At 43.9% G+C, this 25663-nt stretch carries 18 protein-coding genes; 8 read left to right on the top strand and 10 right to left on the bottom strand.

Features of this window, described 5'->3' with window-relative positions; translation table 11 throughout:
• Positions 1-23: 23 nt before the first annotated feature.
• From tamL to H1R16_RS12425, 4 genes are all read right to left on the bottom strand, one after another.
• Complete coding sequence (tamL, locus tag H1R16_RS11465; RefSeq protein ID WP_181886411.1) at positions 24-2366, bottom strand: translocation and assembly module lipoprotein TamL; 2343 nt, start codon at positions 2364-2366, stop codon at positions 24-26.
• The gene (locus H1R16_RS11460) at positions 2366-7378 is read right to left on the bottom strand and encodes a translocation/assembly module TamB domain-containing protein (RefSeq protein ID WP_181886412.1); all 5013 of its coding nucleotides are present in this window, start codon (positions 7376-7378) and stop codon (positions 2366-2368) included. Before H1R16_RS11460 ends, tamL begins: the two co-directional genes overlap by 1 nt.
• A 368-nt stretch (positions 7379-7746) precedes the next feature.
• A complete protein-coding gene (locus H1R16_RS11455) occupies positions 7747-8199 on the bottom strand; it encodes a hemerythrin domain-containing protein (protein WP_181886413.1) in 453 nt (150 codons plus the stop codon).
• 49 nt (positions 8200-8248) lie between these two features.
• Positions 8249-8443, bottom strand: a complete 195-nt coding sequence (locus tag H1R16_RS12425; RefSeq protein WP_158063707.1) for a KOW motif-containing protein — start codon at positions 8441-8443, stop codon at positions 8249-8251.
• Positions 8444-8596: 153 nt separating this feature from the next.
• On the opposite strand from H1R16_RS12425, the gene H1R16_RS11450 reads away from it, so the two are divergent.
• Positions 8597-10792 carry a B12-binding domain-containing radical SAM protein gene (locus H1R16_RS11450; protein WP_181886414.1) on the top strand — a complete coding sequence of 732 codons (2196 nt, stop codon included), beginning with the start codon at positions 8597-8599 and terminating at the stop codon, positions 10790-10792.
• 487 nt (positions 10793-11279) lie between these two features.
• Here H1R16_RS11450 and lpdA read toward each other — a convergent pair whose 3' ends face one another.
• Both lpdA and recQ read right to left on the bottom strand, forming a co-directional pair.
• On the bottom strand, positions 11280-12683 hold the full coding sequence (gene lpdA, locus H1R16_RS11445; protein WP_181886415.1) for a dihydrolipoyl dehydrogenase: 1404 nt from the start codon (positions 12681-12683) through the stop codon (positions 11280-11282).
• A gap of 177 nt (positions 12684-12860) precedes the next feature.
• The gene (gene recQ, locus H1R16_RS11440; RefSeq protein ID WP_181886416.1) at positions 12861-15065 is read right to left on the bottom strand and encodes a DNA helicase RecQ; all 2205 of its coding nucleotides are present in this window, start codon (positions 15063-15065) and stop codon (positions 12861-12863) included.
• Between the two features lie 226 nt (positions 15066-15291).
• Between recQ and H1R16_RS11435 the strand changes: the two genes are divergently transcribed.
• The 4 genes from H1R16_RS11435 to H1R16_RS11420 all read left to right on the top strand — a co-directional run bounded on the left by H1R16_RS11435 (position 15292) and on the right by H1R16_RS11420 (position 19417).
• Entirely contained in the window at positions 15292-16251 is a 960-nt protein-coding gene (locus tag H1R16_RS11435) for a KpsF/GutQ family sugar-phosphate isomerase (protein ID WP_181886417.1), read from the top strand.
• 95 nt (positions 16252-16346) lie between these two features.
• On the top strand, positions 16347-17171 hold the full coding sequence (gene tatC / locus H1R16_RS11430) for a twin-arginine translocase subunit TatC (protein ID WP_181886418.1): 825 nt from the start codon (positions 16347-16349) through the stop codon (positions 17169-17171).
• A gap of 60 nt (positions 17172-17231) precedes the next feature.
• Positions 17232-18527 carry a tyrosine--tRNA ligase gene (gene tyrS / locus H1R16_RS11425; RefSeq protein WP_181886419.1) on the top strand — a complete coding sequence of 432 codons (1296 nt, stop codon included), beginning with the start codon at positions 17232-17234 and terminating at the stop codon, positions 18525-18527.
• A 137-nt stretch (positions 18528-18664) separates the two neighbouring features.
• Complete coding sequence (locus tag H1R16_RS11420) at positions 18665-19417, top strand: acyl-CoA desaturase (RefSeq protein WP_181886420.1); 753 nt, start codon at positions 18665-18667, stop codon at positions 19415-19417.
• Between the two features lie 649 nt (positions 19418-20066).
• Here the strand turns inward: H1R16_RS11420 and H1R16_RS11415 are convergent.
• Entirely contained in the window at positions 20067-20480 is a 414-nt protein-coding gene (locus tag H1R16_RS11415) for a hypothetical protein (RefSeq protein ID WP_181886421.1), read from the bottom strand.
• Positions 20481-20632: 152 nt separating this feature from the next.
• Between H1R16_RS11415 and H1R16_RS11410 the strand changes: the two genes are divergently transcribed.
• Positions 20633-21271: an alpha/beta hydrolase gene (locus H1R16_RS11410; protein ID WP_181886422.1), complete on the top strand. Its 639-nt coding sequence runs from the start codon at positions 20633-20635 to the stop codon at positions 21269-21271.
• Positions 21272-21390: 119 nt separating this feature from the next.
• Here H1R16_RS11410 and purE read toward each other — a convergent pair whose 3' ends face one another.
• The gene (gene purE, locus H1R16_RS11405) at positions 21391-21894 is read right to left on the bottom strand and encodes a 5-(carboxyamino)imidazole ribonucleotide mutase (protein WP_181886423.1); all 504 of its coding nucleotides are present in this window, start codon (positions 21892-21894) and stop codon (positions 21391-21393) included.
• 92 nt (positions 21895-21986) lie between these two features.
• On the opposite strand from purE, the gene H1R16_RS11400 reads away from it, so the two are divergent.
• Entirely contained in the window at positions 21987-22892 is a 906-nt protein-coding gene (locus H1R16_RS11400) for a DMT family transporter (protein WP_181886424.1), read from the top strand.
• Here the strand turns inward: H1R16_RS11400 and H1R16_RS11395 are convergent.
• Positions 22879-23988: a 5-(carboxyamino)imidazole ribonucleotide synthase gene (locus H1R16_RS11395; protein ID WP_181886425.1), complete on the bottom strand. Its 1110-nt coding sequence runs from the start codon at positions 23986-23988 to the stop codon at positions 22879-22881. The genes H1R16_RS11400 and H1R16_RS11395 overlap by 14 nt on opposite strands.
• A gap of 167 nt (positions 23989-24155) precedes the next feature.
• Between H1R16_RS11395 and H1R16_RS11390 the strand changes: the two genes are divergently transcribed.
• Entirely contained in the window at positions 24156-25247 is a 1092-nt protein-coding gene (locus H1R16_RS11390; RefSeq protein WP_181886426.1) for an endonuclease/exonuclease/phosphatase family protein, read from the top strand.
• A gap of 37 nt (positions 25248-25284) precedes the next feature.
• On the opposite strand, the gene gloA2 is transcribed toward H1R16_RS11390, so the two are convergent.
• On the bottom strand, positions 25285-25662 hold the full coding sequence (gene gloA2, locus H1R16_RS11385) for an SMU1112c/YaeR family gloxylase I-like metalloprotein (RefSeq protein ID WP_181886427.1): 378 nt from the start codon (positions 25660-25662) through the stop codon (positions 25285-25287).
• Position 25663: the final 1 nt, after the last annotated feature.

Genomic DNA, 25663 nt, shown 5'->3' with positions numbered 1-25663 from the left:
AATCCTGAATGGAATATTTTATCTTAGAATGGGTATCCGATTGCAATATTCAGAATCAGGTTATCCCGGCGCCAGGCACTGCTACCGAAGTTGATCCGGTCTAAAGCCCAACGCTCGTCCTCAGCATAATATGGTACCCTCAGCGGCATGGCCAGATCCAGTCTCAGAATCAGTATGGAAAAGTCTAAACGCAAACCGACGCCCGCGCCCACTGCAATTTCCTTCATGAAATCGCCGGAGAATTTACCGCCCGGTCTTTCCGGGTCTTCATTTACGAGCCAAACATTTCCGGCATCTGCAAAAACCGCAGCATTAAGAAATTTGTAAAGATTTGCCCGGTATTCCAGATTCATTTCCAGTTTAATATCCCCGGACTGATCAAAGAAGAATGAAGCATTCTGCGTGGTTGGGTCGTAACTGCCCGGACCCAGAGTCCTGGCACGGAAGGCCCGAATACTGTTGCTTCCCCCCACGAAAAACTGTTTAACATAAGGAATTGTGGTGCTGTTGCCATAGGGATAACCCAGACCTGCGATTACGCGGGAAGCGATTGAGGATTTGTCGCCCACTTTCCTATAATAACGGAAATCATGCTCCATCTTCGCATACTGGCTGAAAGGGATGCCGAACAGTTCCTTTTGCCTGCCTTCTTTAGCATTGGCACCGGTTACTAGACCGGCAATATTACCGGCGAGGTCCAGGAGTCCTTTATAATACATCGTATTTTTTTTGGGCAGCATGGTGTTCGTATAGGTATACGTATAAGTAGGTCCGAAGATTAACTGCTTGTCTATCACCCGTTGCAGCGATGGGTTTGCGGGAATTCCGGCAGCGGGATTACCTTCAATCTGCTCGCGGTATTTATCGCTGATATTCTGAGGGGCCACCAGGGTTACATCCAGAACTTTCAGATTATGCTCTTTTCTTTCATTTTCTTTCCACAAATAGCCGAAAGACGTATTAAAGTTATGCAGCGTATAGAGGCCTGTACGGCTCAGGTATTCATAGCCTAACTCAACATTGGTTCTGGGTACAAACGCGCTGGAAGATTCAAATCTGAACGGCGCCACAATCCTTGGGATTGAAAGCTGTGCATTGGCACCCACCCTGATGATATTATTTGCATCTTTCGGGCCTCCTACCTGTACATCAAAAGCACCGTAAACAGCACCCTTCAGCTGTTCGGCGCCACGGAAAAAGTTTCGGTGTGTCCAGTTCAGGTTCACCTCGCCACCCGTATAATTGGCAGAGCTTGTCTTACCTAAAGTTTCAAGTCTCAGGGATTGGAAAGGCCGTGGAGTAAGCAGATAATAAGCATCAAATTTATGATTGAGGGAATCGGACACGATGAATTCGTTTTTCACAAATTTGAAAACACCCAGACTGATCAGCCGGTTTAAAGAAAGGTTATGGTCCTTACGGTTGTAAAGGTCGCCACGGTCAAAATACAGTGCACGGTCAAATATTTTCGGCTTGAATTTATTCTCAGGATCAATGATATAAAGATCGTTTATCACCTCAACTGAATCCGTATTGTAGGGAATCCCATATTTTCCGACCTTGGCATCAGCAATATTGTAGTCCGGGAAAACGATGGTCTTGTCTATTGTAAACTGCTCTTTAGCCAGTTGTGGAGTGTTGTCTTTCAACTTAACAATAAGCTCCACTTTCGGATCCTTAGTTACAGTACTGTCGGCCTGCACCACAATGTTATCGGCACCGAAATAATAGAAACCTTTATTTTTAAGATGCTCGTCTATTCGCTCGCGCTCTGCTTTTATAACATCAAGATCAAATGGATTTCCAGCTTTGAGGAATGATTTGTCTTTTATAGACTGAATTTCTGCATTAACAATTGTGGAGTCCTCAGGATAAGTGACATTGCTGATCAAATATCTGGCCCCGGGCCTTACCGTGTAAGCCACTTTTGCTCTTTTGTTTTTTGAAATAGTATCTGAAGAAGCCCGCGCATTAAAAAAGCCTTTATTTTCCGAATAATTAACAAGGATTTTCTCATTAAACTCACGGTCTACATCCCCCAGAAGCACGGGTTTTTCACCGATTTTATACTTTAGCCAGTTCCTGAGACCTTTTTCCTTCTTTGGTTCTTTGGTTATATTGTAAATGTACAACTGAGGACGCAAACCCAGAAAAGAGGAGTTGGGTTTTGGCCGCAACTGGTCCTTCAGCGCATCTTTCAGATTCGATTTTTCCCTTTTGCTAAGGGTATCGTTCACGATGTCGATGGTGGCGCCTGTGTAGAGGGTTTCACCTTCTTTCAGAAAGCGCGTATTACTGCACGATGAAACTGCCAGGGCTAAGGCAACTGCCGCTACAGGCGAATAAGTTATTCTGGATTTCTTCATTATTTTGTAGTCGTGTTTTCGGTTTTAGTTTTTCTTTCTCTCTGCTTGCGGCTTCTTTCGAATATTTCCCTGAATTTATCGTAATCCAAAGTAATAATGAAGCCTACGCCAGTCTCGATAACCTGACCCTGCAGGGCTACCTGATAATCATTCTTGCGGTAAGCACGAAGCATATACCTGCCGTCTTTGGACAGGCTATAGTCCAGGGTTACATCGCCGGCAATATTGGTAGTCTGTTCATTCTGGCGGGTATCTCCCAAGATGCCGAAGTTATTTCCTACTGTTACTTTAAGTCTGTCATCGAATAATCTCTTGCTGAGATCCACATTAAGGTCAGTCCTTTCGTTACGGCTGCCGCTGGAATAATCTTCAGTAGATTCCAGGTCAAAGTTAAGTTCTACACCTCCAACCAGATCTGCTGCCAAGTTGTTAAGCTGTTCCGAAAGTATTCGGCTTACACTTTGTTTTGCCAGTGTTGAAGCCGATAGTCCGGTTTCGCTCTGGAACGGGTTTTCGCCGATAAAACGGTTAAGCAACAGAAGCGCGAAAACCTGTTTGTTCATTTCCGCTTCCTCACGTCTAAGCTGATCCAGTTTCGCTCTGGTATTGTCCAGCACCGTAGCCGAAACTGAACTGTTTTCCTCATCCGTTGTAATATCAAAAGTAATAACAGGTTTCATTAGCTCACCCCTCATGATCAGCAGAGTATTAAAAGGTATGCGTTGTTTATACTGATTAAGCTCGTTGCCGGTAACACCTGTGAGCTGCTGCTGCAGAAGGTCCAGCGGAGCCGCATCTGTTTTGTAGACGGCGGTAACATCCAGATTGGCGGTGGTTGGTTCGCCGGTCCAGGTTATTGTACTCCCCTTCTGGATTTCGAACTTCCTCCTCAGCAGACTAACCGACATCTCATAAGCGCCCTGGTCTACCTCATAAACTCCTACAAGCGTTGTCTTTCCTGATGGATCTATCCCGCCCGTGAGCTGTGCTTCGCCCTGAAGAGCCACAAAATCTCCGTTGGCCTTGTCAATAAGCAGCGATATCTTTGCTTCCTTAGTCACTTCAATGTTCACATTTACGTCCAGGCCTTTTATATCGCTCTGATTGGTAAGTGAATCTGCGGTTACTGTTTCGCGTAGCGCAATCTGGTCCTGGTCTATGAACTCTACTATTCCTTCCCTGTCTTCCAATGCTGGTGAGGACTGAGGCAGAACGAAGGTGAAGTCAGTAACATCTGTTACCGCTATGCTGCCATCTACACGCGGTAAATCCAGGTCGCCGCGGATACGAAGGCCGGCATCAACTGCAAGTACGCCGTACATAAGTTTGTCATTGTCTTTTTTGGAATCTACAACTTTAAAATCGTCTGCATCAACATCAAGATTAAATGCAAAATCGCGGTAGCTTTCTGTTAAAACCGATCCGTCAATTGTTATTGCGTTACCGCTTTCATCTTTAATTTGGAAGTCATCAAAATCAATCCCGCGAGTTGTAAAGTTGATCTCATCATTAATATTACTGAACTTACTACCGAGCTGGGTGATACCGAGACCTACATCATTAAATTTAACATCACCGAGAATAGAAGGCGCATCCAGATTACCCGCAATTTTCAGATCGCCCGAAAGATAGCCCTCCGCATTTTCAATGGCGTTAAGCGACAGCCCCTGAACCGTCTGCATCTGCAGCCTGTTCATGTCCAGATTCATATCAAGGTTTCCGGAGGAAGTATTGTAGGTACCCAGAAGCTGAACATCATTATCATTTCCGGAAATCTGCACATCGGCTCTCAGCAACTGAGAACTTTCGCTGTTCACCTTTACATCAACATTACCCACGGGGTTACCGTATACAAAAAGGTCTGTTACAGCCAAATCAGAAGTAAAGGTCATATTGTTCTTCAGGTCCCGCAACTGTGCAGTTCCGTTTATGTTTCCCTTTGCCAGAAGCGAGTCCTTTTTTAAGATTTCCGTAATGGATTCTATCTTAAAATCACGAATGGTCACATTTAGCGGACTGTTAGGAACATTAGTTTCGGACTGAAGACGTATTTCGCTGCCTGCGTTTGATACCGCAAAGTTATTGGCCACAATACCACGACTTCCAATCTGGAGTGAATTTTCTGCAGCGACCTGCCAGTTGGTATAATCCAGGATGAGTCCGTCTGGATTAAGGCTTATTTCAGTTAGATCACCTATTTTTTCCGCAGTACCTGCCAGGAGGAATTTGGTAGCATCCTTTTCGTCTTTTGTAGAAGCATTATAAGTGATCAGATTGTCCCTTACGTTACCGTTCAGGTTTACCTTCATCAACGCAATACTTTCATTTTTAAACTCGTCCAGACTCACATCATATACCAATGCATCGTCTGCGTTGCTTACGGTGATCACCCCGCCCCGTATATTGTTCTTTCCGTAAGTAACCTGCGGAATCTGTCCGTTTACCTGAAGCTGGCGCGTATCTGCCACATAATTCCCCGTAAGTACAACTGGTTCAAAGGATGTTAATTGCGGTACAAAACGTCGAAGCAAATCATCATCTTTTACTTTGGCATTAAAGGAAAAATACTGATTAGGATCAACACTGGCGGTCGCCGTACCTGGACTCTGGAACTGGTAATACTGGTTTACAGTCTGCATAAGTGAGCCGAAAATCTGTGTAAGTTTATATTTACCGGTAAGATCTACATCTGCAATCTGAGACTGCAGACTGATACTGTTACTGTCAGCTGTGGATCGTGCTGTAAGCGCTACTTCCTGCAGAGGAAATACATCTTTAGTATCTGAAACAGCAAAGTTGCGCAGGTACAGATATCCGTTTGGTGCGTCAGGATCCAGACTGGTAAAATCGCCATCCAGCTCACCGGCAAGAATCATCTGATCCTTATAAAAGCCGAGTTTATTAAGATCCAGTTTCTGAATATTGCCGTTCACCTTAATACTTGGATTTTTTTCGCTGAATACACCTGAAGCGCGGAGTTTTAAGTTGGCATTCGGATCTTTGGAATCCAGGTTAACGATGTAAGCTCCGCGGTTTACTGTGCCTGCAAGGTTCATGTTCCTGTAGGTATAGCCGTTATAATGGACTGAGGAAATATTTCCTTTCAGATTGGCAATAGCACGGTTCGGATCAAAACCTTGCCCTTTAACAGCAATCTGACCGGTGACGGAACGCAGATCTTTGTTCTGTATAATTGTTCCGATCTGAAGATTTTGCAGGTTCGCCAGGATATCATAACGTTCCTGATTTTTACGCCTCATATCAACAGAGGCCCGGATGGCGGCATTTCCAAGAGTTGTAGTTAACTTCAAATTGGTATTTACAACTTGTGTACTGCCTTTGGCAAGTCCTGATATCCGGAAAAAAGAAGGTAAAGTGATGTTGGACGGAAGCGTATTTTCAGGCAGCAGATTCTGCACGGTGCGCGCATCAGATGAAAGTTCGCGAATGTTGAGATCATAAAGCAGATTGTCCGGATTCATCGCATTCTTTACATTTCCCGACGCATTCACTTTGAGCCTGTCAATCCCTGAAAGTTGCAGATGCTGGATCTGTAGGTCATTCAGGCTGCCTTTGAGTCTTGTGTTTACATTTACAACGGCATTTGGGTATTTGTTAAAGGGAACAGTACTGCTTAACGACGGTACCAGCATCAGTATATCTGAGAAACCCACTTTGGAATTCTGCAGGTTAGCAGATATACGTGCAGCACCCGGATTCGCAGACAGCTGCTCAGGAGAGTTGTAGTTCAAGACAAGTTCGTCGCGCAGAAGTGTCTTTGAAGTTTGCAGATAAAGGTCCTTCAGATAAGCCTGTTTCTCACCGTAAACAAAATCGGTTTCGAAACGCCTGATATCCAGTCCGCGGCCTTCCCTAACCACCGCTGAATTTACAGTACCGGCAAAAGTTCCGTCTTTCATCTGAAAGTTACGGACTTCCAGATCAAGTTCAGAGAAGTTAAGATGGTTAAAATCCATACCGCGCCTCGTAACCGGTATTGCCGTATTGTCGTACACTACGCGCACATCGTCAAATGTTAATCTGTTAAGCTGAAGTGCGAGAGACTTATCCGTGTTCTGATTATTTGTCTCAGTGTTATCATTGGTTGCAGCGTCACCGGAAGCCGGCATAAAGAGTTTCGCATTGATGTCTGCACCTTTCAGGGTTACATTATCAACAACAAAATCACTGTTCTGAAGATCAAGTTTATTTACTTTAGAACTGAGTTCAGCAAACTTTACCTTCCCGAAGGTCTTTGTATTATCGTCACCATAATCTATGTCGAAATTGGTCAGCTTAATTCTGTTGAGTCCCAACTGCATGGGCTTGCGCTGATTCAGAGAATCTACGGTCTGCTCCACTTCTTCTGCCACTTCTTCCAATAAATCCTGCTTCAGGCGGAGCCGGAGCCCGTCCATTATAATATCATTTACGGCGTAGGAATTATTCTGAAGGTCAAAAGTGCGTACTCTTGTATCAAAGGACTTGAAATACATTTTCACATCGTTGCGCGCCTGCAGATCTTCAAAGCTGACGCCGATGTCATTAAGTTTTATCCTGTCCAGTGAAATTATAAAAGGCTTGGATTCGCTTTCCTCTGCATCTTTTGTGGCAAAGGCTTCAAGTATATAATCAAAATTAAAACTTCCGTCCTGCCTGCGCACGACGTTCGCCCGTACGCCTGCGAGGTCAACAGAGGTAAGGTCGGCGGTGCTTTTAAGAAGCTTGGGGATATTTAAGCCCACATCCATCTTGCGGGCAAAAAGTAAGGTATCCTTTTTTTGATCCTGCAGATAAAGGTTTTCCATTACAAGACTGTTCGGGAAGGCAACGAAGACACGGTCCAGCGTTACCTTAGTGTGGATCTTCTCTTCAAGATAATTTACAAGTTTACCTTTAACGAAATTCTGTACGGTGGGTAACTGCAGGCTCAGCACGGCCAATACAATTAACAGGATAAGCGATCCTATAGCTATACCTGCGTACTTTACGACTTTCTTGAAATTTTTCATGGAATATCAAACATTTAGCAACAGTCGTGATGACAGCTATATCAAAGATATCCTAAAAAAATTACAATTAATTCTCTGTTACACTTTTATGAAACAATTTATTTCAAAAAAGTTATTATAAAACAACCAGACACACACTCACGAAAAAAGCTGAAGCGTGCGCCTGGTTTAAGCAAAAAAGTAAGTCGGTAATTTTTTTATCATATCTTCAATTGTGACAAGCATGAAAACATCAGACCAAAATGGTCAGGAAGTGCGATAAAATCACGAATTTTTTAACATTTCAGCGGGCTGTAACCCGTGCTTATATTAAAAATATTAATGCTTCTTGTGCATTTAAATCAGTTAATGTTAAATTATCCGATCTATCAGCGCCAGAACTCATCTTTATAACCATCGGTTTGAGGTTGATGAATAAGGTCCAGCTGTTTGCCTACTTCCGCGAGTTCGGGTTCAGTGAGAATAGTTTCAAAATGAGGAAACAAAACCCTCTCCTCAAAACGGATGTGCTCCTGAAGAAGTTCCGAAAATTCCATCAGGAGAGTTTCCCGGGGATCATCCGTAATACGGTTTACCAGGTGTTCAATTTGCCTGTGCTCATCCAAAGCCTTCATTGTAAGCGCATCTTCTCTTTTAATGAAAAGCACTTCCTCCTCCTCCTTAAAATGAGTTTTGAGGTGAGTGTTCCAAAAATAATCCAGATAAACGGAAATGCGCTTTGGGTCAATCTTTTTGCTTAGTCCCTGACGGATTTTCCAGCTGCACAGGAGACCGAAATGATGATCACGGGACAGCGGGACGATATTGGAATTTCTTTTCATTTTTATTTTCTTTAATTCGGTACAGTCATCAGCAGAACGGCTTAACAGGTCATTTTAGAACTGACTCAACATTTTTTGCCAAAGTTTTGAAACGGACCCCACTATCCTGTACAACAGTAATTGTTAACTGACCTGTTTTACTGACATTGGAATCCTGCACACTACCGGATTTCCCCTTATGTGTACCTCCGGTCACCCGGCACTGATCGCCGTTCTTTATAATTGAAGGTTCTGTTGAGTTCATTTCAGTCTTGCTTTCAGTAAATCTAAGGAAAATTCTGATTCTAAATGAAATCAGATTTATACAGCGTTCACAAGGAAGCAATACATATTGTACGGCGTCCCGTTAAACGCTGGTAGTATTGTCAATATTTCAATAAATTTGCAAAAAATATTCTTGAAAGATCTTCTCTTAATCACTCCCCCTTTTACCCAGCTGAACACGCCTTACCCCGCCACAGCCTATCTGAAGGGATTCCTGAACACAAAAAACATCTGCTCATTTCAGATGGACTTGGGTATAGAGGTGATTCTTGAGCTTTTTTCAAAGGACGGACTGGCGAAAGTGTTTGAAGGTGTTAGTGATGTATCCGCTCTCTCAGAAAACAGCAGTCGGATTTTTGCGATGCGCGATGAGTATGTTAATACTATCGATCAGGTGATTCTTTTTCTTCAAAACAGCAATCCTACACTCGCCAGACAAATCTGCACAATGAATTTCCTGCCGGAGGCGTTCCGTTTCAATCAGCTGGATGATCTGGAATATGCCTTCGGGAACATGGGTTTACAGGACAAAGCGAAACATCTGGCCACGCTCTATCTGGAGGATCTTTCCGACTATATCGTTGAAAACATTGACCCTGATTTTGGTTTCAGCCGCTACGCAGAAAGGATCGGACAAAGTGCAAACTCATTTGATGAACTTTATGCGAAGCTGCAGGATGCTCCAACTTTCACAGACCACTTTACCTTAAAAATTCTTCAGGAGAAAATCGAAGCCGTAAAGCCAAAACTGGTATGCTTTTCTGTGCCGTTTCCGGGAAACCTGTATTCGGCATTCCGGGCAGCAAAATTCATCAGACAATACTATCCCCATATTAAGACCGCAATGGGTGGCGGCTTCCCCAATACTGAACTCCGCGAACTGAAAGATGCCAGAGTATTTGAATTCTTTGACTTTATTACACTGGACGACGGCGAACTGCCCGTTGAGCTGCTTCATGCCCAGGTTTACGGAGAGAACCATGATTCTGAACCGGAACTTAAAAGGACATTTTTAATGAGGAACGGCGAAGTGGTGTACCTGAATAACTCGCCGCGCCCGGATTATAAAATGGCATTTACCGGCACACCTGACTATAGTGACCTGCTGCTGGAAAGATATATTTCAGTCATTGAAGTAGCTAACCCGATGCACAGCCTGTGGAGTGACGGGCGGTGGAATAAACTTACAATGGCACACGGCTGTTACTGGGGCAAATGTACCTTCTGCGATATTTCACTGGATTATATAAAGACCTACGAGCCTGTTTCAGCGAAAATCCTGGTAGACCGTATGGAAACCCTTATTTCGGAGACCGGGGAATCGGGCTTTCATTTTGTTGATGAAGCTGCTCCACCGGCACTTATGCGGGAAGTAGCGCTGGAAATCCTGAGACGGAAACTGGTTGTAACCTGGTGGACCAACATCAGGTTTGAGAAAAGTTTCACTTCTGACCTTTGTTATCTGCTGAAACTTTCAGGCTGCATTGCCGTTTCCGGAGGTTTGGAAGTAGCCAGCGACCGCCTGCTGAAACTTATAGATAAAGGAGTTTCGGTAGAACAGGTAGCGAAGGTGACGCGAAACTTCACCGAAGCCGGAATTATGGTTCATTCCTACCTTATGTACGGCTACCCAACACAAACCATACAGGAAACTGTTGACTCGCTTGAAATGGTTCGTCAGCTGTTTGAAATGGGCATTGTACAGAGTGGGTTCTGGCATCAGTTCGCCATGACAGCACATTCGCCGGTGGGCCAAAATCCAGAAGAATTTGGTGTACGGCCTATTATTGCAGACATACAGTTTGCGAACAATGATGTTCAGTTCACTGACAGTACAGGTATAGACCACAGCCGTTTCAGTGCGGGACTGAAAAAATCACTTTTCAACTACATGCACGGAATTAATTTCGACATTCCGCTTCGTGAATGGTTCGGTTTTAAGATTCCGAACACAACCATCTCCCCCAACTACATTCACGACTGCCTTGTGCAGGAGGAGAATTTTATATTTAAAGGTAATTCAAAGGTGGTTTTCTCTATCAAAAATTTTGTTTCAGAATATTTCGTCAAAACAAAAAAAGGAAATTCAACCTCATTCACGCAGCTCACTTTCCATTTGAAAACCAATATTGTTAAAATTGAACTGGAAACCGAAAAAGCGGACTGGCTGACGAAGATCATTGGCGAATATTCCATTGAAAATGCACGCAAGACAACATTGGCGGAACTGAAAAACAGTTTTGAAATGGAATTTGAGGATTTTGAACTGTTCTGGTTTTCAAAGCCTATTCAAAAGCTAAAACAAAACGGTATTATTTTGCAGCTATAACCAGTTTGCCTACTCGAGATCTTAAATGTTAAATGCTGTCTGGTTCACGCTGATTCACGCAGATATTTATTTATTATTCCGCAGATATCGCTGTTTAAGCAGATTTTTCTGTGAACTGTATATTTCACGCAGATTATCGCAGATCTATCTTCCGGATTCCCGCAGATAGTACTGATTAGGCAGCTTTTCATCTGTGTAAATCTGTATAATTTGTGAGCTGCATATTGCACGCAGATTATCGCAGATCTATTCTTCCGGATTCCCGCAGATAGCACTGATTACGCAGATTTTCATCTGTGTACATCTGTATAATCTGTGAGCTGTATATTTCACACAGATTATCGCAGATCTATTGTTCCCGCAGATAGCACGGATTAAGCAGATACGTATTTGTAGGTCTAAAATTCATTAATCTAAAAGAAAAATCTGCCTCAATAAAGTATTGAGACAGATTTACTTATTTTATTACCGACTGATCAGCCTACGATTACATGTGGATGGCAATTTTTGCCGTAGCATCCAGTGCCGCTTCCTTAATGGCTTCAGCAAATGTTGGGTGCGCGTGAGACATTCTTGCAATATCTTCAGCACTTGCGCGGTATTCCATGGCAGTTACAGCAGCAGCGATCATGTCAGCCGCTCTGGCACCAATCATATGAACTCCCAGAACCTCATCTGTCTTTTCGTCCGCAATGATTTTAACAAAACCATCAATATCGCCAGAAGCACGGCTTCTACCCAAAGCACGCATTGGGAAATTACCTACCTTAACAGCTACACCTTCTTCTTTAAGCTGCTCCTCAGTCTTACCAACTGCGGCAACTTCCGGCCAGGTATAAACTACGCCAGGAATGAGGTTATAGTTAATGTGCGGTTTCTGTCCGGCAATCTGCTCGGCTACAAGTACACCTTCTTCAGATGCTTTATGGGCCAGCATGGCTCCGGCAACTACATCACCGATTGCGTAAATATTGGAAACGTTGGTCTGCAGGTGCTCATTCGTCTTCACGCGGCCTCTTTCGTCCATATCAACACCGGCTTTCTCCAGTGCAAGACCGTCGGTATAAGGTCTTCTGCCCACGGAAACCAAAACGTAATCGCCTTCCACAACAACCTCGGCACCTTTCTTATCTTTAGCAGTCACTTTTACAGTGTCACCATTTCTTTCAACAGCCTGTACCGCAGTGGAAAGCATGAATTTCATACCCTGCTTCCTTAGTACTTTGTTAAGCTCCTTGGACAAAGCTCCATCCATTGTAGGGATAATCTTATCCATAAACTCCACAACAGTAACTTCTGAGCCTAATCTCTTATAAACAGAACCCAGTTCCAGTCCGATTACACCGCCACCGATTACCACAAGGTGTTTCGGAATTTCCTTCAGTTCCAAAGCTTCTGTAGAAGTGATTACTCTTTCCTTATCCAAAGTGATAAACGGAAGTGAACTTGGCTTGGAACCGGTTGCAATGATTGTATATTTTGAGTCGACGGTTTCTGACGAACCGTCATTCTTGGTAATTTTGATCTGAGTCGCGGATTCAAAACTTCCCACACCTTCAAATACGGTGATTTTGTTTTTGTCCATCAGGAAGTTGATTCCTTTGGTTGTTTGCTCCACTACTTCATTTTTTCTCTCGATCATCCTTGCAAGATCAGCTTTAGGCTCATCGATGATGATTCCGTGGGATGCAAAATTATGTTTTGCGTTTTCAAAATGTTCTGAACTGTCCAGGAGCGCTTTGGAAGGAATACATCCTACGTTAAGGCAGGTACCGCCCATAGTTGGATATTTCTCAATGATCGCGGTTTTAAAACCCAATTGTGCGCAACGGATTGCCGCAACATAACCACCGGGACCTGAACCGATAACGGTAACATCAAATTGACTCATTTTATTTTGATTTGATAATTAAAAATTAAGTGGCACAAAATTACGAAAATTTTGAAGCAAAACTGTACGGTTACGCACAATTAACAAATGCAGGAGATGCTAATTCAAAAGTAAAAAATTCCGGCAGCCATGGGATACCGGAATAAATTTTTTGTCTTCCACTGGAAGCCGCGCACATTAATTGGCTACATCAGATATAAACTTGATGCGGAGGATGCGAACCTCATCGTCACTGAGGTCATCACCAAATTCATTCAGCAAAACCTTCATACTGTCGCTTTCGGAACCTTTCATAAAATCCATGAATTCCTCCACGATATCCTCATCAAAATTCTCGTCGATATAATAGTCAATCTTAAGTTTGGTACCCTGATAAACGATGCTTTCCATTTCCTTCAGCAGGTCGTGCATACTGAGGTTCTTGGCTTTGGCAATATCTTCCAGATCAATTTTCTTATCAGTACTCTGGATGATGAACACTTTATGTGAGGACTTATTGGCCACTTGCTTGATCACCATGTCCTGAGTGCGCTCAATGTTATTTTCCTCTACATAACGGCTGATGAAATCAGCGAACTCTTTTCCGTATTTTTTAGCCTTGCCCTCGCCTACACCGTAAATCTTACCTATTTCCTCAATCTTTACAGGATACTGCACGGTCATATCTTCCAGACTGGGATCCATGAATACCGTGTAAGGTGGAATTCCGTGTTTTTTTGCGACTGTTTTACGCAGATCCTTGAGCTGGGCGAACAGGTTCTGATCCAAGCCGCCGCTCTGCTGACCCTGCATCTGGTCTGAGTCAGCTTTGGTCTGCGCCAGGTCGTACTGCCGGTCTTCGGCGATGTGGAAGGGTTCGGTATCCTTACCTTCTATCATGTTCAGTCCTTTCAATGTCACCTTCAGTACACCGTAGGTTTCAATATCTTTCTGAAGATAATTCTGCACCGTAGCCTGACGGATGATGGATTTCCAGAAATTCTCCGGTCTGTCCTTACCTAAGCCGAAATGACTGACAGACTCCAGTTTATAGGATTTTGTTACCGAATTCTCCTTACCTACAATAACGGAGATAAGGTCTTTGGTCTTAAATTTTTCATCAAGTTCCTTTACCATTTCAAGAACCATGTTCAACTCAGCTGTGGCATCCACCAGCTTGGGTGGATTTACGGAATTATCGCACATTTGCGCTCCGTCGCCGTTTATGGGGTCAAATTTTTCGCCGAAATAATGAAGTATGTACTGGCGGCGGCTCATGGATGTTTCTACATAGCCTACGACCTCATTCAGCAGCTGCAGACCGATCTCACGTTCTGAAACAGGTTTTTGCGCCAGGAATTTTTCAAGTTTCTCAATATCTTTGGGATCGTAGAAAGCAAGGCAGATTCCCTCGCCACCGTCCCGTCCGGCACGTCCGGTTTCCTGATAATAACTCTCCAGCGACTTTGGAATATCGTAATGAATCACGAAGCGCACGTCCGGTTTGTCTATACCCATTCCGAATGCAATGGTAGCCACGATGACGTCGGCCTCCTCCATCAGGAACTTATCCTGATTGGCAACCCTGGTTTTCTGGTCCAGACCTGCATGATATGGGAGGGCATTGATGCCGTTTACCTGAAGCAACTGTGCAAACTCCTCCACTTTACGTCGGCTGAGACAGTAAACGATACCGGATTTTCCTTTATGCTGGTTAATAAAGCGAACGATCTCCTTGTCAATGTTAACCTTTGGGCGTACTTCATAAAAGAGATTAGGTCTGTTGAAGCTTTCTTTATATACTTTGGCGTCATTCATACCCAGAGTTTTCTGGATATCGTCCTGTACCTTAGGTGTGGCGGTAGCAGTAAGTGCAATTACCGGTACATCGGCGATTTTATCGATGATAAGCTTCAGATTGCGGTATTCAGGCCGGAAATCATGTCCCCATTCGGAAATACAGTGAGCCTCATCAATTGCTACGAAGGAAATCTTAACCTGTTTCAGGAAATCAAGATATTCTTCCTTGATGAGCGATTCCGGCGCCACATATAATAATTTGGTGCGCCCGGCAGTGATATCGTCAAAGACCTGCTTGGTCTGGGTCTTGTTCAGTGAAGAATTCAGGACATGTGCTACACCCGGATCAGAAGAAAGCCCGTTCACGGCATCTACCTGATTTTTCATTAATGCGATCAGTGGTGAAACTACAATTGCAGTCCCCTCTGAAATAAGGGCGGGCAGTTGGTAGCAAAGGGATTTCCCACCACCCGTAGGCATGAGCACAAAAACATCATTTCCACCAAGTAAGGTAGTAATGATCTCTTTCTGCTGGCCTTTAAATTTTGAAAAGCCGAAATATTTTTTAAGCTCGCCTGATAATTCGGCGGAAGTTGTTTTCATCTTATAATTCATTTTAAGACCGCAGTGAAGTTCAATTTCTGCGGGTCTTTCTACATCCGCCTGTATCTGGCCGGAGTAATTCGTCTAAAGTTTTCTAAATTTGCAATTAAGCCAAAGTTAACAAATTAAAATCACAAACTCCCTTATAAGGTTTGTTTTTAAAAACTGCTGGTAACAATTTTTAAATGATATTTATCATATAACATCTTCAATCTAATTTCTGAAAATGAATCCGGAAAAAATCCTCGACATTGCCAAAGCAGCAGTATCCACTGAAATACAGGAACTCGAAAATCTTAAAAACCGTCTGGACCAACAATTCCTTAAGGCTGTGGAGATTATAAACTCTGCTACAGGCAAACTTATTGTGGTAGGAATAGGAAAATCTGCACATGTAGGAAATAAAATTGTGGCTACACTTAATTCCACAGGCACGCCGGCTCAGTTTCTTCATGCTTCGGAAGCCATACACGGCGATCTGGGCGTTATCCAGAAAAGCGACGTGGTATTATGCATTTCCAACAGTGGAAATTCACCTGAAATCGTGAACCTTTTGCCGTTCCTTAAAGAATATGCGGCCTCACTCATTGGCATGACCGGTAACCTAAATTCCAAACTTGCAGAGTTTTCCGAGGTTATCCTCGATTCTTCGGTAGAAAAGGAAGCCTGCCCGATAAAACTCGCTCCTACAAGCTCCACTACAGTACAGATGGCTCTTGGTGATGCCCTTGCCGTTTGCCTTATGGAAATCAGCGGCTTCCGCGAACAGGATTTTGCCAAATTCCATCCCGGCGGCAGCCTGGGGAAAAACCTTACGGCGCGGGTAAAGCAATTCCTGTCGCCTCAGAAACCCCAGGTTAGTGAGGATTCTAACATCCGCGAAATCATTATATCTGTAAGTGGTTCCTCACACGGTATTACCGTGGTTACCCAGGGGGAAGAAATTGTAGGTGTCATCACTGACGGTGACCTGCGCCGCATGCTGATGCGTGAAGAAGATGTCTCAAAAGTCACTGCCAAAGAAATCATGAGCCACAACCCAAAAAGCGTCGACAAAGAAGAACTTGCCCGCATGGCCATGGCCATCCTGAAAGAGCGGAATATAGGCCAGCTTATCGTCACAGATAACGGTCAGTACTTCGGAATCATCGACATTCACAGACTTCTTGATGAAGGCATAAACTAGACTCAGGATTCACGGGCTCCAGCCTCCGATTATAGCGCAGAAATCAGTATTTTTGCAGCTTCCGATTTTACCTATTGCAAACCGGAACATAAAAAATGAGCGAAGGAAAAGACATGTCCTTTATGGGACACATTGGCGAACTGCGTGGGCACCTCATCAGATGCATCATTGCCATTGCCATTGGTGCATTTATCGTAGGATTCAATATTGAATGGATTATGGACCAGGTATTTTTTGGTCCGGTGCGAAACGATTTCCCTACTTTCAAAGTTATCAATTCATTGTCCAGACAATTCAGTGGCGTTGATGCCATGGTACTCCCGGATGATTTCCCAGTCCGTGTACAGAAGCTCTACCAGCAGTTTAATGTCATGATGTCCGTTTCATTTCTGGGCGGCGTAGTGTTGGCCTTCCCCTATATCGTGTGGGAACTTTGGCGCTTTATATCGCCGGCACTCAGACCACAGGAAAAGAACAATTCGCTGATGCTGATTAACTCGGTGTGGATTCTGTTTCTTACCGGAATCCTTTGCGGATACTATCTTATACTGCCCTTCGCCATTAATTTCGCGGTCCTCTTTAAGATTTCAGATATCATTGAGCCGCTTTACGACCTTTCTGATTACACCGCGCTGTTTTTTCAGATTGTACTAGGCATGGGAATCGTGTTCCTGTTCCCGGTAATCGTTTATTTCCTGACAACAATTGGAATCCTAACACCCAAATTCCTAAGGACTTACAGGCGACATGCCATAGTGCTCATCATGGTGATTGCAGCTGTTATTACTCCGGCAGATGTCATCAGCATGATGATGGCCGCGATACCGCTTCTGATACTTTTTGAATTCAGCATTGGACTGAGCGCCCGTACCTACAGGCGTATTCAGAAAGCTGAAATTACAGCGAAAAAGGCTGACTAAGCTTTACAGGCTGATATCAGCACCACAGAAATAGTATATTTACAAGAAATTATATAGAAAATGAATCCTTTTATTGAAGAACTGAAATGGCGTGGCCTTTACGCAGATATGATGCCCGGAACTGATGAACAGTTGAACAAGGAAGTTACGTCTGCATATATAGGTTTTGACCCCACAGCGGATTCACTGCATATAGGAAGTCTTATTCCGATAAAGGTTCTGGCCCATTTCCAGCAGCACGGCCATAAGCCTATCGCTCTTGTTGGTGGTGCTACCGGTATGATTGGTGATCCTTCCGGCAAATCAAGCGAGAGGAACCTACTGGACGAGGAAACACTGAACCATTATGTGAGCTGCATCAAGGCACAGCTTTCGAAATTCCTGGATTTTGAAGGCGAAGAAGCCAACAGAGCCGAATTGGTGAACAATTACGACTGGATGAAGGAATTCAGTTTCCTGGATTTTGTACGGGACATCGGCAAGAACCTCACCGTAAATTATATGATGGCCAAAGAATCCGTGAAGAAGCGGATTACAGGTGAAAACGGTGCGGAGGGAATGAGTTTTACCGAATTTACCTATCAGCTGCTGCAGGGTTATGATTTCCTGCACCTTTATAAAAATAATAACGTGAAGCTACAGATGGGCGGTTCGGACCAGTGGGGAAACATTACCACCGGAACAGAGCTTATCCGCAGAAAAGTGCAGGGCGAAGCCTTTGCCTTAACGGTTCCGCTTATTACAAAGGCTGACGGTTCCAAATTCGGAAAGTCTGAAAGCGGCGAGAATTACTGGCTGGATCCAAAAAGAACTTCTCCCTACCGTTTCTACCAGTTTTGGGTGAATGCAACCGATGAGGATGCTGAACGATTTATAAAATTCTACACCTTCCTGAGCAAAGAAGAAATTGAAAGTCTGGTAGAAGAGCACAAACAGGCTCCTCATGAAAGAAAATTACAAAAAAAACTGGCTGAAGAAGTTACCGTTTGGGTACACAGCCGCGAAGATTATGAAAAAGCAGTAAAAGCATCGGAGATTCTTTTTGGTCGCTCTACTGCAGATGACCTTAAAAATCTGGATGAAAATACCTTTCTGGAAGTTTTTGACGGGGTACCGCAGAAAGAAATCATAAAAGATGAACTGATCGGCACTAATATCATTGATCTTATTTCTGAAAAATCAGGTTTCCTGAAATCCAAGGGTGAGGCCAGGAGAGAACTGCAAAGTAATTCCATTTCCATCAATAAAGACAAAGTAAATGACACGTTTGAAGTTTCTGAACAGGATTTGATCGACGGAAAATTTATGCTGCTGCAGAAGGGAAAAAAGAACTATTTCATCGTGAAATCGGTGTAAAAACACGCATTAAAATACCTGTAAAAGCCGCGAATTTTTTGCGGCTTTTATTATATGCATAGCGTAAAGTGAAGTTCCAGACCACTATTTTGCCATATTGGGCGTAACTTTATCACTTAATAATATTTTTTTAGTTAATGACAATACTTATTTTTATCGCAGTCCTCTGGTATTCCGGACTGTTCTTTCAGACTTTTTTCCTGCACCGTTACGCCGCTCATCAGAGTTTTAAAATGTCCCGTTTTGGCGAAAAACTTTGCTATATCCTGACCTGGGTTACCCAGGGATCCAATTATCTGTCAGCCTATGGCTATGGAGTAATGCACCGTATGCATCATGCGTATGCGGACACTGAGAAAGATCCGCACTCACCCAAATACGACCACAACCTGTTCACCATGATGTGGCGTACGAAGTCCATTTATCAGCAGATCAATCAGCAGAAAGTGGCGATTGAGGAAAAATTCACCAAGAATGTTCCGAAGTGGGAAGCATTTGACCGCTTTGCAAGTTCATGGTTTTCCCGACTTGCCTGGGCAGTCGGATACACAGCATTCTTTTATATTTTCGCAACGGCCTGGTGGCAGTGGCTGCTATTGCCGGTGGCCTATATGATGGCACCTATCCATGGCGTGATCATCAACTGGTTCGGGCATATTTACGGTTATGTGAACTTTAAAGTTTCAGATACTTCCAAAAATCTTTTCAGATTTGACTGGCTTATGATGGGCGAAGGTTATCACAATAACCACCACAAACACGGTAGCAGAGCAAACTTTGGCGGCGTAAGATGGCATGAGATAGATGTAACCTACTACATCATGCTTCTGCTGGACAAAATGAGGCTGATTAAGCTGAAACCAGTTGCAAAGGTGGAGCGTGAACTTTAGATTAAAACAGCTATATTTAATATCCCGGAAAGAATATTTCCGGGATTTGTTATTTGGTCCTGCGGGCTACCTGTCAAAAGGATCATTGTGCGGAAATTAGATATAGAATGCACGAATTACAGATTCCGGCTTTAGGATAGCGAAAATTCTTTACTTGGTATAAACCACAGTAACAGAGACATAATAAACAATATCCTAATTACGATTAGTGCATGTCTCCCATCATCTTTATAAAATATGGTATTATTTGCAGAATCGTAAAAAAAATCACAGTCATTAAGTCCTTCAGAAATCTTATTTCTGGAAACATCAATATTTTTATACAATTCACCCTTATAAAAAATATCAGCAGTTGTACTTGATTTCGCATGGAAGGAGATGCTTAAAACCTTAACCCTTTTGGGTATGTTATTCCTGACTATACTCTGAAATCTATCGTACTGAATATATCCTCTACAAAGGAGGATTAATAGTATACTATTTATAATAAGTATTACATGTACCTTCAACATTAATGTATTCTTCATCCCTGACTTACTGGTCTATTCCGATATAACAAAACCGTTTGAGTTCCCCGCTGCGCATTCTATGACAAAAAACAACTCCCGGAAATAAATTTCCGGGAGTTTTATAATGAATAGGTAATTTCTTACTTATTGAAATCAACAACGGTCTTGGCCATCAGGTTGATTCCTTTGGCTGTATCTACGGCTTTCTGCTCGCCGTTTACAAAGATCCTTACGATCAGTCTGGAATCGGCACTTACACCCTCTCCGGTTGCAGCAAGATGTACCGCGCCCACAGAACTGTTTACGATCTGTGGCTCACTGGACCAGGTGGTTCCCGGAACATTGAACTTGGTGCTCTGTACTGTACCTACCTGAGTAACCACCGCATTAATGTCTACCAGCGGTGTGGCCTGCACGGTAAAAGCTACGCTCAGCGTTTCATTAGGGTCTTCTTCACGCTCCTTGCAGGAGGAGAACAGGCTTAATATAGTAACTGAAGCTATTAACGGTAACGTAAAACTGATCTTTTTACGGGTAAGGAGCGTTCTTTTCATGCCAAATTTTATTATTAACGGTCAAATATAGGATTTTTTAGTAATAAACTTTGACATTCTGCTCATTATTTGCAATTAAATTGCGCGAAATTTCGGCCTTAATGGCAATCCGACTGACTGGCAACAGATTTGAGTATATTCGCAAAAAAATTATGGACCTTCAATACCTCATCCGCGAACCGCAGAACATCACTCCCCAAACTACCATTATTTTTCTTCTTCATGGCTATGGCAGCAATGAGCAGGATCTCTTCTCCTTTACACCCACCCTGCCGGAAGACTGGATCGTGGTAAGTTTCCGCGCGCCACACAGTACAGAATTCGAAGGTTTTTCGTGGTATGATATCGACTTCATGGATCCGGAAAAATTTGTGGATACAGCACAGGCCAATGCGTCACTGAACGGCATCCTGGACCAAATGCTCAGGATATCCAACCAATATGGACTCACCGACAACAAAACACATCTGTGCGGATTCTCGCAGGGCGGAATTCTTAGCTATGCACTTGCGCTACGTTTGCCTGAACTGTTCAGCAAAGTAGCCTGCCTTAGCTGTTATCCTGAAGAAAAACTACTGGGCGATATTGTTAAGGACAAGAAAAAACTGGAGCACCTGCGGTTCTTCATCTCCCACGGTACCGATGACACCGTAATTCCGCTGGAATGGGGCCGCAAAGCAGCAGATCTGTTATACGACCTGAGCTGCTATTTCACTTTCCGCGAATATATGAGCGGACACGGAGTGAACCAGAAAAATTATATGGACCTGATGGAATTCTTCAAAAAATAAAATAACATCCTACTATACCAGGTTTTCTGACAGGACTGATCCACAAAACACATGCTGATGCAGCCGACAAATCCAATCCTGGCGCCGGCAATGCCACTTTCGCGCTAACCGCTGACAGGCTATTTGTCGAAGTTGTTAGGATGGCTTTTGCTGATTTCATCCACCGTTCCGAGAACCTTGTCTTTAAGTGATTCCTGGTATTTTTCAAGTCTTTCCGCAACGGATTCGTCGGATGCGCCAATGATCTTGGCGGCCAGGATTCCTGCATTCATGGCACCGTTCAGTGCGACTGTAGCCACCGGAATTCCGGACGGCATCTGCAGAATTGAAAGAATTGAATCCCAGCCGTCAATGGAGTTTGAGGATAAGATAGGTACGCCGATTACAGGAAGCGTGGTACAGCTCGCCACCATTCCGGGAAGGTGTGCGGCACCGCCGGCACCGGCTACGATTACCTTAAGTCCACGGCTTTTTGCAGATTTTGCATAATCGAACATACGTTCCGGTGTTCTGTGTGCCGAAACTACTGTAAGTTCATATGCTATATCCTGTGATTTCAAGAAATCTGCTGCCTGCTGCATGATGGCCAGATCGCTCTGGCTACCCATAATTATTCCGACCATACCTTGTAAAAATGAAGTTTAATTGAAGCCTTAAAGTTAGGAAAATTTAGGAAAAGCGACGGCATGACGTGCGGAATGGCTACTTTTGCAACGTGAAAATCAGCGCAGACATCAGGCTCATCATTGCCGTACTTACGGTGGCCATCGTTTGGGGAACCACCTTCCTGGGCATAAAGATCGGCGTGGAGACCATTCCGCCCTGGTTTGTAGCCGGATTACGGCAGTTGTTGGCCGCACTTATCTTAGTTCTTTTCCTGGTTGCGCGCCGACAGTTAAAATGGATCGGGCGCCGTAACTTCATGGTGCAGATCACCCTTTCATCGCTGATGCTAATCGTTGCCAACGGACTTACCACCGTGGCCGAAGCCCATATTTCAAGCAGTCTGGCCTCCCTTGTAAGTTCAATGTCACCCATAGCCGTTTTGCTTTGCAGTGTAATTTTCGGACTGGAAAAATTTACTTTCCGATCGGTTGCCGGGATTCTTTTCGGCTTTAGCGGCGTGCTGTTTATCTTTTGGAACGGAATGTCAGATTTTGCAAATCCGGATTATCTTTTCGGCATAATCCTGCTTTTCCTGGCCATATTCGGCTGGGCAGGCGGAACCATCTACACGAAGAAAATTCAGTTCCGCAACGATAATCTTTTTCTGAACCTGTTTTACCAGTTTGCCTTCGCGGGAATCGTGCAGCTGATTATCGCCTTCCTTTTTTCCGAAGAAAGTGATTACCGTTTATGGTCGGCCCGAAGTATCGCAGCAACGGTTTATCTGGCCTGTTTTGGCTCGGTGGCTGCTTATTTTGCGTTCAATTATGCGCTGAAGAGACTGCGGCCCACGCAAATATCAATGCTTTCCTACGTCAATACAGGTATTGCCATTTTTCTGGGCTGGCTCGTGCTGAATGAAGAAATCACCGTGAAGTTTATCATTGCAGCGATACTCATCATCACCGGAGTCATCATCATGAACTACCGTCCCGGAATGCTTAAACGGAAGTAACCTTCACCATCGACTTAATGCGGATCAGTTTTTCCATAAGTTCCTCGCGACTGGCTGCCAATACATTGATGTGACCCATTTTTCGTCCGGGTTTCGTGTTGGTTTTTCCGTATAGGTGTACATAAGTCTTTGGCAGTTTCATCACCTCTTCCAAACCTTCATACATTACCTTACCGGAATGGTTTTCATCGCCTACAAGATTCAGCATGCCAGAGTAACCCATGGCGTCTGTATCGGCCAGTGGTACGTTTTTCAGGATCCTGCACAACTGCTCAAATTGCGAGTTGGCATTTCCTTCCTGCGTCTGGTGACCGGAATTATGCAGCCTGGGCGCAGTCTCATTTACCCATACCTTTCCTTCCTTATCGAGGAAGAGTTCAATTGCAAAAAGACCGGCTGAGCAGGCGGCTTTGGTGAACTGCGCGGTGATGTCGGCGATCTGCTTCTCCACCTCTTCAGAAATATGTGCCGGGCAAATATTGAAATCCAGGAGATTCAGTTTTGGGTCTGCCACCATTTCGGTAACCGGAAATGTTTTGGTTTCGCCGTCTTCGCCAATCGCCACGATGATGGAAAGCTCTTTTTCAATATCAACAAGGCTCTCCAATACCGAAGATACATTCCAGAGTTTGGTTAAATCCCCTTCAGTTCGTATTACCTGAACTCCTTTGCCGTCGTAACCACCTGTATTCATCTTCTGCACGAACGGCAGCGGAAAGTCTGCTTCAGACTTATTCTGGATTATCTGAAATTGCGGGCTGGGAATACCATGTTTTTTGTAGAATTTCTTCTGCAATATTTTCTGCTGAATGACCTGAATTATTTCCGGGCTCGGGCATACTCTGATCCCGGAAGCTTTCAGTTCAAAAAGTGCATCAACATCAACATGCTCGATTTCAATTGAAACTACATCTTTTCCTTTGCCGAAATTGAATACCGTTTCATATTCATCAAACCTGCCCTGCGTGAAATGCGAAATAGAACTGCATGGCGCATCTGCAGCAGGATCCAGGGTAAACCACTCATCATCATACTTCAGACCCTCCTGAATTAACATCCGTCCCAGCTGTCCGCCACCCAATATTCCGATTTTCATATATGCTTAATTTTAATGAAGAATAATTCCTGCAGTTCCAGTCAATGGATTGCGCAGGCAGGCAAAAATACAAAAGCAACTACAAGGCACAAAGCACAACTGCGAATAAAATTGGGCGGGAAAGGGTTAATTGTAACTTTTTTATTTTACTTTGCATTAACTAAACTATGGAACTGTTTTTAAACGTACTGTCCGCGCTGCTTATCCTACTGAGCATCCTGCCCTTTATCAGGAATCAGCACTGGGTTTTCCGGGTACCGGAATTCATGAAAATACAACTGCTGATTCTGCAGACCGCTGTTTTCGCTCTAAGTATCATGCTGGTTAGCAAAGACCTATGGTTCTGGGTCCTGAATGCAGCACAACTGGGACTAATATGTTATCATCTGTACATTCTGATACGCTATACGAAGTTCTACAAAAGGAAGAACACGTCCAGGACACCGCAGTCATCTTCTACTGTGAAGGTTCTTTCGGTTAATGTACATCAGTTCAACAGGGATTTCGGGAGGTTCCATGAACTTATTGCCAAACACCAGCCTGATATTTTTATCACGATGGAAAGCGATTCCAAATGGGAAACCTCAAACCGTGTACTGGAAAGTGATTATCCGCACACCCAAAAGATGACGCTGGACAATACTTATGGAATGCATCTGTATTCCAAGCTGCCGCTGCAGAAGTCTGAAATTCATTTTTATGTAGCTGAGGACCTCCCGAGTTTTGAGTCTCATTTTAAAACTGAAGACGGCCGGGACTTTATTATATTCGGCGTACACCCGCCGCCGCCAAGTCCTACTGAAGAACGCACCTCGAAAGAGCGCGACGGTGACCTGCTGTGCGTGGCCAAGAAAATTCGGGGATCAAGAACTCCTACACTCGTTATCGGCGATTTCAACACTGTTGCCTGGTCCGATACTTCCATACTTTTCCGTAAGACCAGCGAACTGATTGATGCGCGTGTTGGCCGGGGAATTTTGGCCACATTCCATGCCAAATACTGGTTTTTCCGCGTGCCGCTGGATTTACTCTTCCACAGTTCGGATATATTTGTAGACAGGCTGGAAACCCTGGAACATATAGGTTCGGACCACTTCCCTATTCTGTGCGAATTCCATATCGATCCGGCCGCGAAATATGTGCAGGATGACGAAGTGAAAACCCTGAAAGAGGAAGAGAAGGAAGTTGTGGATGAACTCATAGTGGAAGGCAGAAAGGAGGAGTCGGACAACCGGGACAGAACCGAACATCCGCATTAGCTAATCAGCAACTTACAAATCAACTTGCTGAAAAGCTTTAAGCTTCGTAAAATTCAATAGGCAGACCGTCGGGATCCTGAGTAAAGAAGAACTTCTTTCCGGTAAACTGATCTGTGCGGATATCTTCGCAAGCCAGTCCTTTGTTAATTAATTCACTGTGTTTTGCTTCAATATATTCTACACTGAAAGCCAGATGTCTCAGCCCACAGCTTTCGGGCCGTGACGGCCGTGGTGGCGGATCAGGAAATGAAAAAAGCTCAATCACATACTGATCACCTATTCCCAAATCCAGTTTATAGGATTTTCGCTCTGCACGGTAAACCTCACGTAAGATCTGAAGTCCTAAAACTTCGGTATAGTATTTTTTGGAAACTTCATAATCCGAGCAGATGACCGCGATATGATGGATTTTCATC

The organism is Marnyiella aurantia (assembly GCF_014041915.1).
In the GTDB taxonomy this organism is placed as follows: Bacteria; Bacteroidota; Bacteroidia; order Flavobacteriales; family Weeksellaceae; genus Marnyiella; species Marnyiella aurantia.
Note: the sequence above shows the minus strand (reverse complement) of the source record. Positions and strands in the feature narration are given on the sequence as shown.